Below are 13,667 nucleotides of genomic sequence, written 5' to 3' on the forward strand. Positions count from 1 at the left end.
AGGGGTCAAAACGACCCCACGAGGCCTCACAGGGCGCCAAGTTGCTCGAGGCCGTTGTGACGAGCTCGCGGAGGAAGCCGAGGACGCACGACGCCGCGGCGGCGCTGCAGGGTCTATTGTAAGTGCAGGTACTTTCACACCCTGCACCCGTTCTCCACAATAGGATGAGCCAGCGGGGGCTTTTTACGCATTACCCCCCTTTTCGGCCTGACACATCTGGCATAAAGCGGCCTTAACCTTTTGCGCCTGCCTCCGGGTGGCGCACGAGAAACGGAGACCTGAAGTGGCTAACGACTACAACCGCTACAACAAAGACAAGGACAGAAACCAGAAAAAAGAGGAGCTCAAAGACGCCGCCAAAGACACGGCGCAGGACCTCAAGAACAAGGCGAACGAGGTGCAGCAGGAGGTCAAGGAGCGCGCCGAGGACGTCCGTGAAAAGGTCGCCGAGCGCACCAGCGAGGCGCGCGAGCAGGTACAAGCCCGCGTCGACGACGCCAAACGAGAAGCTGGGGCGCGCGCCGAACAGGGGTTTGAACAGAACAAGGGCCAGGTCGTCTCGCAGATTAGCAGCGTCGCTCACGCGTTTCGCCGCGCGGGTGAGCAGCTCCGCGAGGAGAACCAGGGCGAGCTTGCAGGTTACGCCGAACGCATCGCCGATCAGGTCGAGCGCGTTTCGAGCTATATCGAAGGCAAAGGGCTGCGCGGTATCGCGAGCGACCTCGAATCCCTCGCGCGGCAACGCCCGGGCCTCTTCGTCGGCGGCGCGCTCGTCGTCGGCCTCGTCACCGCGCGGTTTTTGCGCTCGAGCTCTAGCAGCCGGTCGTAACGATGGCGGACGCTAGAACGCGCGAGGTGCGCGAGCGGGACACGCGCCCCCTGGGCGAGCTGCTGTCCAAGCTCGCGAGCGACGTCTCGCTGCTAGTCCGTCAAGAGGTCGCGCTGGCCAAAAAGGAGTTTAGCCAGACCCTCGGCCAAGCCGTCGGCGGGGCGGTGGTGCTCATTATCGGGGCGGTGCTGGCGATCGCGGGGACGCTCGCGCTGCTGGCCGCCCTGATCCTCGCGCTCTCGCTCGTGATGGCCCCCTGGGCGGCGGCGCTCGTCGTGGGTCTCGGCTTCCTGCTGATCGGCGCCATCTTGGCCGTCATCGGCATTAACCGGCTGAAAAAGCTCCAGCTCGTGCCCGAGCGGACCGCCCGGACGTTGCAAGAAGACGCCGAGATGGTGCGGGAGAAGGTGCGGTGAGCGACCGCTCGTCCGCCCAGCGAGACCCCTACGCCGACAAGAGCGTGCGCGAGATCGAAGAGGAGATCGCTCGCACCCGCGAGGCGCTCAGCCGAGACCTCGACGACCTGGGCTGGCACCTGAGCCCCGAACGCTTCGCGGCTCAGGCGCGCGGCGCCGTGCAGCGCGCGCAGGACGCCGCTCTTAAAAGCACGCACGAACTCTCCGACAAGCTCCTCGAGCGGACGACCGCGAGCGGCGCGGGCCTCGCCCAGACCCTGCAGCACCACGCGCTCCCCGTGACGCTCGTGGGGCTCGGCGTCGCCGTGTTGGCCATGGGGGGCGACGAGGCGCATAGAAGGGGCCGGGACGCGCGCACCGTTATGGTGTCGCCCCAGGGCACCGGCGCTTACCCCGCTACGCCGCAGCGCGCACGCCGAGGGCGCCGCAAGGGCCTCGGCGGGTTGATCGACAGGCGTCCCGTCGCAGCAGGCGCCGTCACGGTGCTAGCCGGGCTCCTCGTCGGCCTCGCGCTGCCCGCAGAGGAGCGCCAATCCGCCCCCCCGCCCGCCGAACCGCGCCCCTCGCGGACCTCGCGGGTCGTGCGCGCCCGCCGCGCGTAGCGCGGCGTGACCGACCACTCACGACATCCAACCCAACCAGCTCAAGACGTCTTTACGAGGGTGCGGCGCCGCACCCTCGTGGCCTGCTGGACGCTGCGAGACCGCGCCACGCTCCCTTAAGCGCCAAGCATAGCTGCATAAACACCGGCCAAGCGTCACCGTTAAAGAGCGCTTGCCGAACGCGTTTTGCCCTGCTGGCCGCGTACCGGGGCGGCGGCCGCCTTATAACTTTGCAGTTGACAGCCCTCTATACGCTTACGTATACTTCCCTTGATGGTCTACCGCCCCGCCCCAGACGCCGTACGCGTCACCCTAAGCCTTCTACAGGGTCGCTGCTTCACCGGGGCGGTCGCCGCGTAGCACGTTCTCGTCTACTCACCTACCCCCCGGAGCCCCCGGGGGTTTTCTTTTAGCGCGAAAGGGGACGCATGACGCCACAGCCTCGACCGAAAAGCCTGTTCGACAAGGTGTGGGAAGCGCACACGGTCAAAACGCTCGCCAACGGCCAGACGCAGCTCTTTATCGGCGCCCACCTGATCCACGAGGTGACGAGCCCACAGGCGTTCGGGATGCTCCGCGACCTGGGGCTCAGCGTCCGTTACCCCGAACGCACCTTCGCCACCGTCGACCACATCGTCCCGACCGACACCCGCGAGGAGCCCTTCGCCGACCCCTTGGCCGACGAGATGATCCGCGAGCTGCGCAAAAACTGCGCGGCTTACGGCATCACGCTGTTCGACACGGATAGCGGCAAGCAGGGCATCGTGCACATGGTCGGCCCGGAGCAGGGCATCACCCAGCCCGGGATGACGATCGCCTGCGGCGACTCGCACACCTCGACGCACGGCGCTTTCGGTGCGGTCGCCTTCGGTATCGGCACCAGCCAGGTGCGCGACGTGCTCGCGACCCAAACGCTCGCCATGAGTAAACCCAAGGTGCGGCGCATCAACGTCGACGGCACCCTGGGTCCTGGCGTCTACGCCAAAGACGTCATCTTGCATATCATCCGCACCCTCGGCGTCAAGGGCGGCATCGGCTACGCCTACGAGTATGGCGGCAGCGTCTTTGACGCTATGAGCATGGAGGAGCGGATGACGGTCTGCAACATGTCGATCGAGGGGGGGGCGCGCTGCGGCTACGTCAACCCCGACGAGAAGACCGTTCAGTACCTCCAGGGCCGCCCCTACGCGCCCGAGGGCGCCGCTTGGGACGAGGCCGTGCAGCGCTGGTTGCACCTCGCTTCGGACGAGGGGTGCGCCTACGACGACGTCGTGAATATCCGCGCCGAAGAGATCGCCCCGACGGTCACCTGGGGGATCAACCCCGGCCAGGCGATCTTTATCGGCGAGAACGTACCGCGCGTCGAGGAGGTGCCGGAGAGCGAACGCGCGAGCGTCGCCGAGGCGCTCGCGCACATGAAGCTGACCCCGGGCGCGCCGATCAAGGGGACGAAGATCGATGTGGCCTTTTTCGGCAGCTGCACGAACGCCCGCATGTCGGACTTTATCGAGGCGGCGCGCTTTCTCAAGGGGCACAAGGTCGCCCCGGGGGTGAGAGCCATCGCCGTGCCGGGGTCGCAGGTCGTCAAGTACCAGTGCGAGGAGCTGGGCATCGACCAGGTGTTTAAAGAGGCGGGCTTCGAGTGGCGCGAGGCGGGGTGCAGCATGTGCCTGGCGATGAACCCCGACAAGCTCGTCGGCGACCAGCTCTGCGCCTCGAGCAGCAACCGCAACTTTAAAGGGCGGCAGGGGAGCGTCAGGGGGCGCACCGTCTTGATGAGCCCGGTCATGGTCATGGCGGCGGCGGTGACGGGTGAGGTGAGCGACGCTCGAGAGGTCTTCGGCGTGCGCCAGGAGGCGGTGGCTTAAGATGGCCTTAGCACCGATTACTAGGGTGACCGGGCGCGGCGTCTTCGTCCCCGGCGACGACATCGACACCGACCGCATCATCCCCGCGCGCTTTATGAAGTGCGTGACCTTCGACGGGCTCGGGCAGTACATGTTCTACGACGTGCGCTTTCACGAGGACGGCACGCCCAAAGACCACCCCTTAAACGACCCGCGCTTTGCGGGTGCGAGCGTCCTGTTGTCGGGCGAGAACTTCGGCTGCGGCTCCTCGCGCGAGCACGCGCCGCAGGCGATGTACCGCTTCGGCATCCGCGCGGTGGTCGCCGAGAGCTTCGCCGAGATCTTTTTCGGCAACAGCGTCACCTTGGGGATGCCCTGCGTCACGGCGACGCGCGCGCAGATCGCCGAGATGGCCCGCCTCATTGAAACTGACCCGCAGACCCCTGTCACGGTGGACGTGGCGAACAGCACCGTGGCGGTGGGCGAGAGGGTGTTCCCCGTAACGGTCCGCGAGAGCGCCCGCGAGGCGTTGACGCAGGGGCGCTGGGACCCCATCGCCGAGCTTTTAGAGGCCGACGAGGCGATCCGCCAGACGGCGGCGCGTCTCCCCTACCTGTGAGGCTAGGGGCTAGCGCGGATCGCCGCTACGCAACCGCGCCAGTTCGGCGGCAAACCACGCGGCGCTCTCCTGCACCGCTTCGCCCGGACACGCGACCTGGTAGGCGCGGCCCGTAAGGCTGCTCCTGCTCGCCGCCCCCTCGATAAACGCCTCCGCCGAGGTGATGAGGCCGCGCTCGAGCAGGTGGTGATACTTCCGCTCGAGGTGCGCCACCGCCTCCTGGGCCGTGTGCACCCGGCCATTACGGATAAAGGTGCACTCGGAGGTCGCGAGGTAGTCAAAGAGGTGCGCGACCTCGAGCGCGACCGCAGGCGGCAACCCGGACGGCGCCGAGATGCCCCAAGGCGCCACACTGAGCACCAAGGCCCCGACCGCCGCACACCACACGCGCTTCATGGGGGCAGTTTACCCCGCTGAGGGCGCCCCAAGGGGTTGGGCAGCGCACGGCGCGCAACCCCAAGGCGCCAGGAAAGGAGACCTCATGACCCACGTGACCCATGACCACGTGACCTACAACGTTGCCGTACTGCCCGGAGACGGGATCGGCCCGGACGTCGTCAGCGCCGCCCTGCGCGTGCTAGGGGCCGCGGGTGAGGCGTACGGTCTGCGCTTCGCGTTCTCCCACCTCGCTTTTGGCGGCGCCGCCATCGACGCGTGCGGCCACCCCTTCCCGGATGAGGTGAGAGCGGCCGTTGCGGGCGCCGACGCGGTCCTCTTGGGCGCCGTCGGCGGGCCGAAGTGGGACGCGCTCCCCCGCGAGCGGCGCTGCGAAACGGGGCTCTTAAACCTCCGCAAACACCTGGGCGTCTACAGCAACCTCCGCCCGGTGCGGGTCTTCGAGGGGCTCGAAGGCCTCTCCCCCCTTAAGAGCGAGGTCGCGCGCGGCACGGACCTGCTCATCGTGCGCGAGCTCACGGGGGGTATCTACTTCGGCAAACCGAGCTTTAACACCCCCACCGAGGGCGTCTCCACCGACCGCTACACGCGAGGCGAGGTCGAGCGCATCGCCCGCGTCGCCTTTGAGGCCGCGCGGACGCGCTCGGGGCGCGTGACGAGCGTGGACAAGGCCAACGTCCTCGACGTGTCGCAGTTCTGGCGCGACGTGGTCGTCGGCGTCCACGAGAGCAGCTACCCCGACGTGACCTTAGACCACCTCTACGTCGACAACGCCGCCATGCAGCTCGTGCGCGACCCGCGGCAGTTCGACGTGATCGTCACCGCCAACCTCTTCGGCGACATCTTGAGCGACCTCGCCGCCGTGATCCCCGGCTCGTTGGGGCTCTTGCCCTCGGCCAGCCTCGGTGACGGCCCCGGCCTCTTTGAACCCGTCCACGGCTCCGCCCCCGACCTCGCGGGCAAGGGCGTCGCCAACCCCGTGGGTACCATCTTGTCCGCCGCCATGATGCTGCGCCACAGCTTGGATCAGGGCGAGGCGGCGAGCGCCATCGAGGCCGCGGTGCAGACGGCGCTCGAGGAGGACCCGACGACGGACCTGGGGGGGAGCCGGGGGACGGAGGCGTTTACCGAGGCGGTGCTTAAGGCGCTGCCGACGCCGGTGCGTTCGTAGCGAGCCAAGGGGTGGCGCGCAAAGCATCTGTCCGCGCGCCACCCGACGGCTTCGACCAAGCTCAGCGGGGGCGACCCGACCACTCGTCGCGGCTGATGCCCACCTGCTTCAGCGTCCTCGCAAGCGGGTCCCCACCGATGTGCCCTTTGTGGGGGTTGGGCAGCCTCAAGACTGGCACGCGCTGCTAGAGGCCATCCCCACAAAACCGGAAGGGGCTGCCGCTTGACGTCCGTGCTCCCCGTAACGGCTCCCCGAGGGTGCTATAACGGCCCTATGAAACCCCTCCCCTGGCTCCTCCTCCTGCTGCTCACCGCCTGCGCCCCCGCTCTCGCCCCGCAAGACGTGCCTCTTGATGACGTCACGCCCGTGATTCGCGGCGCGACGCCGCAGCGCGTGGCCTATGGCGCGTTCAGCACCTACTACGAGGTTCTCGGCGAGGGGGCGCCGGTGGTGTTGGTGCACGGCATCGGGGGCGGCTCGAGCGGCTTTCAGTACCGCCAGAACGCGCCCGCGCTCGCCGCGGCGGGCTTCCGGGTCTTTGTCCCCGACCTTCTGGGTTTTGGCGGGAGCAGCCGCCCCGAGCTGCGCTACACCCAGGACCTGTTGGTAGGGCAGCTCACGGCGTTTTTGGAGGGCCTCCCGGGGGGCCCCAAGGCGGTCGTCGCGAACGGCCTCAGCGCGGCGTACGCGGTGCGCGTGGCGGTGGAGCGGCCCGAGCTCATCTCCAAACTCGTGCTGATCGCGCCGACGGGCTACGAACGCCTCGCAAGGCCGCAGGACGCGGCGCGCGTCGCCGCCTTTGACCGCCTTCGCGGCCCCCTGGGAAGCGTGCTCAACGCTTTCCTGCTCGACCCCGGCTCGCAGCGCTTTTTTCTCCTCGACGCCTACGCGGGGCGCGAAAGTCTCACGCCGGAGGTCTTGGAGAGTTACGACCGCAACCTGCGGGTACCGGGGGCGCGGTGGGTGGTGTTTTCGTTTATCAGCGGCAACCTCGACCAGAGCGTGCGGGACCTGTGGCCGCGCGTCGAGCAGCCGACGCTGATCCTCTGGGGCACCGAGGCGACGAACACCCCCATCGGCGACGCCGAGGACTTTTTGCGGGCGCGGCCCCAGACCCGTTTCCTCCCCGTGCGCGGCGTCAAGCTGCTCCCCAACGAGGACCGGCCGGGGCTCTTTAACGAGGCCTTGCTGGATTTTTTGAGGGAGTAGCGCGCCACCGGGGAGGGTGTGCGAAACTAGAGGGATGAACGACGCCACAGCGGCCGACGCCCACCTCGCCGCCGCGCCGAAGCGGGTCGCGGCGGCAGTGCTAACGATCAGCGACACGCGAACCCCGGCGACCGACGCGAGCGGCGACTACCTCGAGGCGCGCCTCACCGCTGCCGGGCACCGCGTGGTCGCCCGCCGGCTCGTGCGCGACGAGGCCGAGGCGATCCGGGGGGCCTTCGCGGCGCTCTTCGCGGCGGGCGCGCAGGTGGTCCTCTCGACGGGCGGCACGGGTATCGCGGGGCGCGACGTGACGGTGCCGGTGGTCGAAGCGCTCCTCAAAAAACCGCTGCCGGGTTTTGGCGAACTCTTCCGGATGCTCTCGTACCGCGAGGTGGGCGGCGCGGCGATGCTCTCGCGCGCCGTCGGCGGGCTCGCCGACGGCGGGCTCATCTTCGCCCTGCCGGGGTCACGCAACGCCGTGCAGACCGCGTGGGAAGGGCTGCTGCGCGACCAGCTCGGGCACCTCGTCTACGAGGTCTTCCGGCAGGGACAACCGGAGTGACGCGGGGATGACGGCAACGCGCACCCCCGCCGCGAGCCGGCGCGTCGCCCCCTTCGGCGAGACGGTCTTCGCCACCTACACCCGCCTCGCGTCAGAGCACGGCGCGGTGAACTTAGGGCAGGGCTTCCCCGACTTCGCGCCGCCCGCGTTTGCCCTCGACGCCCTCGCCGACGCCGCCGCCGGAGCCCAGCAGTACGCGCCGCTGCCGGGGCTGCCCGAACTGTTGGAGGCGGTCGCCGACACCCTCTCGGAACCCCTAAAGCGCCCTTTAGACCCCGTGCAGAACGTGCAGATCACCGTCGGCGCGACCGAGGCGCTCTTTGCCACCATGCAGGCCTTTCTCGACCCTGGCGACGAGGTGGTGCTGCTCGAGCCCTTCTACGACGCCTACCCGGCAATGGTGACGATGGCGGGGGGCGTACCGGTCTACGTGCCCTTGGAGCCGCAGGGGGAGGACTGGGTGCTGGACGTGGACGCCCTGGGGCGAGCGTTTTCGGCCAAGACCAAAGCGGTCGTTGTGAACACCCCGCACAACCCGACGGGCAAGGTCTTTACGGCGGCCGAACTGGGCGCCGTGGTCGCGCTCGCCGAGCGCTACGGCGCGCTCATCGTCAGCGACGAAGTGTACGAGCACATCGCCTTTCGGCCGCACGTGCGCGTCGCGAGCCGACCCGGGGCGTGGGAGCGGACGCTCACGATCTCCTCAATCGGCAAGACCTTTTCGGTCACGGGTTGGAAAGTTGGGTGGGCGGTCGGGCCGCCCGAACTCATCACCCCCTTGCGGCGCGCGCACCAGTGGATCCCCTTCGCCGTCGCCACCCCCTTGCAGCGCGCCGCGGCGCGGCTCCTGCGGGAGGCGCCGGGGCGCGGCTACTACGCCGAGCTGGGGGCGCGCTACCGCGCCAAACGCGACCTGCTCGTGGCGCAGCTTAGAAAGACCCCCTTTCGGCCGCTCACGCCCCAGGGCGGGTACTTCGTGATGGCCGACAGCAGCGCGCTCGGCTACCGCGACGACGTCGCGCTCTGCGACGACCTGCCGCGGCGCGTCGGCGTCGCGGCGATTCCGCCGAGCGCCTTTTACGCGCCCGCGCACCGAGCGCTCGCCAGGGGGCTCGTGCGCTTCGCCTACTGCAAGACCGACGAGGCCCTCCTCGAGGCCGGGGGGCGCCTCCGGGGGCTCGGCGCGTGATGCTCTTTCTCCTCGGGCTCACCGGCGTCGGCAAGAGCACCGCCGCCGCGGCCCTCACGCGCCGCGGGTACGCGCTCCTCCCCAACCGCCGCGCGCTCACCGACCGGTTGATCATCCCCGAGGTGCAGCGCGCCGCCGGTGAGACCCCGCACCCCGTTGAGGACCGGCTCGAGCGCTTTGCGCTGACGCGGCGCTACCGGCAGCGGCACCCGGGCGGGATGGTCCACGCGCTCTGCCGCTACCTGGAGGCCAACCCGCCGGGGGCGCAGCCGCTGGTGTTCGACAACCTCCGCGGCGCCGACGAGGCGGCGGCCGCCGTCGCGGCGTTTCCCTCCGCGCGCTTTGTCCTGCTCGACGCGCCGCCGATGACCAGGCTCTTGCGGCTTATCGGGCGGCGCGACGCGTTCGACCGGGTCGCGGCGACGCGGCTAGAGAACACGGGCTTCGTCGAGGCGCTCCTCGCGCTGCCCGGCCTCGAGGCGGTCTTCGACCCCTACGAGCTCGCCCGCCTAGAGGCGCGCGGCCTACCCGAGGAGGACCTCTTGAGGGCGGTTCGCATCCTCCTCAGCGAGGCGCAGAACTACGACATGGCGGCCGCCGCGCGCGTGCTGCGCGCGGCCAAAGACGCGCGCGGCTTTTTGCACCTGGACACCGCCGACAAAGGCGCCGAGGCGGTGCAAACGGCGATCGAGGCGTGGCTCTAGTGGCGCGGATCGCTAGCGTCACCGCGACACCCTTTACCCTGCCGCTTAAAGGCGCGCTCCGCTGGGGCAGAGCGAGCGAACTGCGGCAGCTCGCGCACGTCCTGGTGAGCGTCCACGACGACGCGGGGCGCGTCGGCGTGGCGGAGGCGCCGGTGCGGCCGACCATCTACGGCGAGACGGTGCGCAGCGTCACTGCCATCTTGGAGGAGCACCTGGGGCCACCTCTAGTGGGGCTCGAGGTCGCCGACGCCGCGGCGCAGGCGGCGGTGCTCGCGGGCGTCCCCAACAACCCGTGCGCCAAAGGGGCGCTCGACATCGCGCTCTGCGAGCTGCGCGCGCTCGAGTCGGGGCGCACGCTCTTCGAGGCGGAACGCGGGCTACGGGAGCGCATCCCGGTCAGCTTTATCCTGGGGATGGACGCGCTCGAGGCGACGCTGCAGGAGGCCGAACGGGTCTACGCGGCGGGGGTGCGCGTCTTCAAGGTCAAGGTCGGGCGCGACCCCGCGCACGACGCGCGGGTGTTGGGCGCCCTAAAGCACCTCTTCGCGGGCGCGGGCGTGACGCTCTACGCCGACGCCAACGAGAGCTTCGCGCCGGAGACGGCGGCGCGCGAGCTCGCGCGGCTCGCGCGGCTCGGCGTCGCCTACGTCGAGGAGCCGCTGCCCGTGCACCTGCTCAAAGCGCGGGCCGCGCTGCGGGCCGCCGCGGTGCTCCCCATCGTCGCCGACGACGCGTGCTTTACCCTGCCCGACCTGTTGCGCGAGCTCGAGGCTGAGACCTTCGACATCCTCAACATCAAAACGGCGCGCACCGGCTTCTCCACGTCGCAGCGGATGCTCACCCTCGCCCGCGAAGCGGGCAAGGGGGTGATGGTCGGCTCGCAGGCGTCGGCGGGGTTGGGGACGCTGCACGCGGCGATCTTCAGCTCCAAGGAGGGGGTGACGCACCCGTGCGAGCTGAGCTTCCCCCTCAAGCTGGCGCGCGACCTGCTGAGCGCACCCCTGCGCTTTCGGGAGGGCTTTTTGGAGGTGGCCAGCCTGCGCGAGCTGCACCTCGAGCTGCGCGAGAACCCGTAGCTCGTGGCCCGTAATCCTTACGAACCACGAGCCGCGCGCCCCTAGCCCGAGAGCCCCTCTAGGACCTCGAGCCTGCCCAACTCGCGCAGCGACGCGCTCACCTCGCCGAGGAGGGCCAAGCGGTTGCGCCGCACCGCCTCGTCCTCGACCATCACCAAGACGTTGTCCAAAAAGGCGTCCAAGGGCTTTTTGAGCGCGAGCACCGCGGCGAGCCCGGTGAGCGGGCCGACCCCCTGGGCGGGGCCTTCGCCTAGGTCCCACGGCGCGAGCCGCGAGCGCACCGCCGCCAAAAGCTCGCCTAGCGCCGCCTTGGCGGGGGGGATGGCGTCGTAGAGGGGCGCTTCGTAGGGGCTTGAGAAGCGCTTCGGGTTGATGTCGGCGTCCTCGGCGCCCTGCTTGGCGAGGTTGGCGGCGCGCTTGTAGAGCTGCAAAAGCTGCGCGAACTCGGGGTCGGCGCTTAAAGCGCGCAGGAGGTGGGCGCGCCGCGCGGCGGTGATCACCGGTGGGCCGTCGGCGATCACCGCCCGTGCCAGCGCGGGGCGCACCCCCTCGGCCTCCAAAAGCCCCGTCACGCGGTCCCAGATAAACGCCTCGACCTCCGCGATCACCTCATCCGTCAGGGGCGGCTTTTTGGCCTCGGCGAGGCCAGCGGCGGCGGTGCGGACAAACTCGCCCAGGGGCACGCGCCACCCCTGCGCGTTCAGGATGCGGGCGACCGCGAGCGCGTCGCGGCGCAGCCCGAAGGGGTCGGCCGAACCCGAGGGCCGCTGTTTGAGGGCGAAAAAGCCGAGCAGCTTGTCGAGCCGGTCGGCGAGCGCGAGCACCGCCCCGGCGCGCGAGCTCGGCAAGGGGCCACCCGCTTTGACGGGGCGGACGCCGTGCTCGAGCACCGCGGCGACCTCCGGCGGGTAGCCCTCGGCGAGCGCGTAGGCGCGCCCGATGACCCCCTCGAGCTCGGGCAGCTCGCCCACCATCTGCGTGCTGAGGTCCGCTTTAAAGACCGGCAGCGCCCCCTCCAAAGCCGCCCGCTCCGGCTCCTCAAGGCCCACCAGCTTGGCGAGCGCCGTCGCCGCGACGTGCGTTCGGGCGACCTTGTCGGCGACCGTACCGAGGCCCTTGTGAAAGCCGATCCCCGAGAGCCCCCAGGCGTGCTGCGACAACGAGCGGCTACGGTCGGCCTCCCAGAAAAAGCTCGCGTCAAAGAGGCGCGGGTTTAAAGCGCCCTCGTAACCGCGCCGCACGACCGCTTTGTCGGGGACGTCGTTGTTAGACACGCCGACAAAAGAGGGCGCCAAGCTGCCGCCGGGGCGGCGCGTCGGGAAAAAGCGCTGGTGGTGGATCATGGTGGTGGCTAGCACCTCGTCGGGGAGCGACAGGTAGCGCTCGTCGAAGCTCCCCAAGATGGCCACGGGGATCTCGATAAGGTTGGCGACCTCATCGAGCAGCTCGGGGTCGCAGACGAGCTCGAGCCCCCCCTGTTGCGCCGCCTCGCAGGCCGCGCGCAGGGTCGCCGCGCGGCGTTTTTCGGGGTCGGCGATCACCGCGGCGCGTTCGAGCGCCCCCTCGTAGGCCTCGGCGTGCTCGAGCGCAACGGGAGCCTCACGCAAAAAGCGGTGCCCCCGCGTGGTGCGCCCCGCCGTCACGCCGGCGGCCGTCACGGGCAGCACGGCGTCGTCCAAAAGCGCCACGAGCCACGCCACGGGGCGCAAAAAGGGCGTCTCGACCTCCCCCCAACGCATCTTGCGGGGGGCGGGTAGGTCGCGCACCAGCGCGGCCAGAAGCGGCGGCAGGAGGTCGCGCGCCGCCTCGCCGCCGACGCGTTTGCGGAAAAAGACGTAGGCGCCCTTTTCGGTCTCCTGGACGAAGAGCTCGCTCGGATCGACGCCGTTGGCCCGGGCGAAGCCGACCGCCGCCTTCGTGGGCGCCCCCGAAGCGTCGAACGCGGCGCTCGCCGCCGGACCGCGCTGCAAAAGCTCGCGGACGGGGCTCGTGTCGGCGAGCCCCGCGACCTGCACCGCGAGCCGCCGGGGGGTCGCAAACCCCTTAAGGCCCTCGTACGCGAGACCAGCGGCCTCTAGGCGCTCTCTGGTGAGGAGCTCCAGGGCTTCCCGCCCCTGCGTCACGTACCAGCTCGGGAGCTCCTCGGTGCCGATCTCGAAGAGCAGCGTCGCCACTACGCCACCTCCTGCACCTGCGGCGTTTGCAGGCTCACGTAGCGTTTGGCGGTGCTCTCGGCGAGGCGCCGCAGGCGCTGCACGTAGTTCTGCCGCTCCATGTGCGAGAGCACGCCGCGCGCGTCGAGCAGGTTAAACGCGTGCGAGGCTTTCATGACGAACTCGTACGCGGGGTAGATGAGGTTCTCTTCCAGAAGCCGCTGCGCCTCCCCCTCGAAGGCGTCGAAGAGCTGCCGCTGCAACGGGGCGTTGACCTGCGTAAAGTTGTACGTGCAGCTCTGCACCTCGAAGTCGCGGCGCAGGTCGCCGATCGTCACCCCCGGGGCGTACTCGACGTCGAAGGTGTGAGTGGCGCCTTGGAGGTACATCGCGAGGCGCTCCAGACCGTAGGTCAGCTCGACCGACACGGGGTTTAGGTCCACGCTGCCGACCTGCTGGAAGTAGGTAAACTGCGTCACCTCCATCCCGTCCATCTGCACCTCCCAACCGAGCCCCCAAGCCCCCAGAGAGGGCTGCTCCCAGTTGTCCTCGACGAAGCGGATGTCGTGGGCGTGCGGGTCGATACCCAGGGTGTAGAGCGACTCCAGGTAGCGCTGCTGCACGTCGCTGGGCGAGGGTTTAAGCAGCACCTGATACTGAAAGTAGTACTGGAAGCGGTAGGGGTTATCGCCGTAGCGCCCGTCGGCGGGGCGCCTCGAGGGAGCGACGTAGGCGGCGCGCCAGGGTTCGGGTCCGAGCGCCTTGAGAAAGGTCGCGGGGTAGAAGGTGCCGGCGCCGACTTCCGTGTCATACGGCTGCACGATCACGCACCCCTGGTCGGCCCAGTAGCGGTCGAGCTGAAAGATGATCTCCTGAAAGGTCATAAAGCTCCTG

General features: G+C 69.5%; 14 protein-coding genes. 11 read left to right on the top strand and 3 right to left on the bottom strand.

What is annotated here, in order from left to right:
- Positions 1 to 283 precede the first annotated feature (283 nt).
- The 5 genes from TRAD_RS15355 (at position 284) to leuD (ending at position 4,313) form a co-directional block, all read left to right on the top strand.
- Positions 284 to 829 (top strand): YtxH domain-containing protein, encoded by a 546-nt coding sequence (locus TRAD_RS15355; RefSeq protein WP_013178677.1) that lies wholly within the window; start codon positions 284 to 286, stop codon positions 827 to 829.
- Between the two features lie 2 nt (positions 830 to 831).
- Positions 832 to 1,245 (top strand): phage holin family protein, encoded by a 414-nt coding sequence (locus TRAD_RS10940; protein ID WP_013178678.1) that lies wholly within the window; start codon positions 832 to 834, stop codon positions 1,243 to 1,245.
- Positions 1,242 to 1,847 carry a DUF3618 domain-containing protein gene (locus TRAD_RS10945; protein ID WP_013178679.1) on the top strand — a complete coding sequence of 202 codons (606 nt, stop codon included), beginning with the start codon at positions 1,242 to 1,244 and terminating at the stop codon, positions 1,845 to 1,847. Before TRAD_RS10940 ends, TRAD_RS10945 begins: the two co-directional genes overlap by 4 nt.
- A 428-nt stretch (positions 1,848 to 2,275) precedes the next feature.
- Complete coding sequence (gene leuC / locus TRAD_RS10950) at positions 2,276 to 3,715, top strand: 3-isopropylmalate dehydratase large subunit (protein ID WP_013178680.1); 1,440 nt, start codon at positions 2,276 to 2,278, stop codon at positions 3,713 to 3,715.
- A 1-nt stretch (position 3,716) separates the two neighbouring features.
- The gene (leuD, locus tag TRAD_RS10955; protein ID WP_013178681.1) at positions 3,717 to 4,313 is read left to right on the top strand and encodes a 3-isopropylmalate dehydratase small subunit; all 597 of its coding nucleotides are present in this window, start codon (positions 3,717 to 3,719) and stop codon (positions 4,311 to 4,313) included.
- Positions 4,314 to 4,322: 9 nt separating this feature from the next.
- Here the strand turns inward: leuD and TRAD_RS10960 are convergent, their stop codons facing one another.
- Positions 4,323 to 4,709, bottom strand: a complete 387-nt coding sequence (locus TRAD_RS10960) for a DUF5329 family protein (RefSeq protein ID WP_013178682.1) — start codon at positions 4,707 to 4,709, stop codon at positions 4,323 to 4,325.
- Between the two features lie 85 nt (positions 4,710 to 4,794).
- On the opposite strand from TRAD_RS10960, the gene leuB reads away from it, so the two are divergent.
- The 6 genes from leuB (at position 4,795) to TRAD_RS10990 (ending at position 10,620) form a co-directional block, all read left to right on the top strand.
- The gene (gene leuB, locus TRAD_RS10965; protein ID WP_013178683.1) at positions 4,795 to 5,880 is read left to right on the top strand and encodes a 3-isopropylmalate dehydrogenase; all 1,086 of its coding nucleotides are present in this window, start codon (positions 4,795 to 4,797) and stop codon (positions 5,878 to 5,880) included.
- Positions 5,881 to 6,153: 273 nt separating this feature from the next.
- Complete coding sequence (locus TRAD_RS15360; RefSeq protein ID WP_013178684.1) at positions 6,154 to 7,089, top strand: alpha/beta fold hydrolase; 936 nt, start codon at positions 6,154 to 6,156, stop codon at positions 7,087 to 7,089.
- A gap of 34 nt (positions 7,090 to 7,123) precedes the next feature.
- Positions 7,124 to 7,651: a MogA/MoaB family molybdenum cofactor biosynthesis protein gene (locus tag TRAD_RS10975; protein ID WP_013178685.1), complete on the top strand. Its 528-nt coding sequence runs from the start codon at positions 7,124 to 7,126 to the stop codon at positions 7,649 to 7,651.
- A gap of 7 nt (positions 7,652 to 7,658) precedes the next feature.
- A complete protein-coding gene (locus TRAD_RS10980) occupies positions 7,659 to 8,840 on the top strand; it encodes an aminotransferase class I/II-fold pyridoxal phosphate-dependent enzyme (protein ID WP_013178686.1) in 1,182 nt (393 codons plus the stop codon).
- Positions 8,837 to 9,544, top strand: a complete 708-nt coding sequence (locus TRAD_RS10985; RefSeq protein ID WP_148221236.1) for an ATPase — start codon at positions 8,837 to 8,839, stop codon at positions 9,542 to 9,544. The genes TRAD_RS10980 and TRAD_RS10985 overlap by 4 nt, the downstream gene beginning before the upstream one ends.
- Positions 9,544 to 10,620 carry an enolase C-terminal domain-like protein gene (locus TRAD_RS10990; protein WP_013178688.1) on the top strand — a complete coding sequence of 359 codons (1,077 nt, stop codon included), beginning with the start codon at positions 9,544 to 9,546 and terminating at the stop codon, positions 10,618 to 10,620. Before TRAD_RS10985 ends, TRAD_RS10990 begins: the two co-directional genes overlap by 1 nt.
- A gap of 41 nt (positions 10,621 to 10,661) precedes the next feature.
- Here TRAD_RS10990 and glyS read toward each other — a convergent pair whose 3' ends face one another.
- A complete protein-coding gene (gene glyS / locus TRAD_RS10995) occupies positions 10,662 to 12,794 on the bottom strand; it encodes a glycine--tRNA ligase subunit beta (protein ID WP_013178689.1) in 2,133 nt (710 codons plus the stop codon).
- Positions 12,794 to 13,657: a glycine--tRNA ligase subunit alpha gene (locus TRAD_RS11000; protein ID WP_013178690.1), complete on the bottom strand. Its 864-nt coding sequence runs from the start codon at positions 13,655 to 13,657 to the stop codon at positions 12,794 to 12,796. The genes glyS and TRAD_RS11000 overlap by 1 nt, the downstream gene beginning before the upstream one ends.
- Positions 13,658 to 13,667 lie beyond the last annotated feature (10 nt).

The sequence above is a fragment of the Truepera radiovictrix DSM 17093 genome, from assembly GCF_000092425.1.
Lineage (GTDB): Bacteria > Deinococcota > Deinococci > Deinococcales > Trueperaceae > Truepera > Truepera radiovictrix.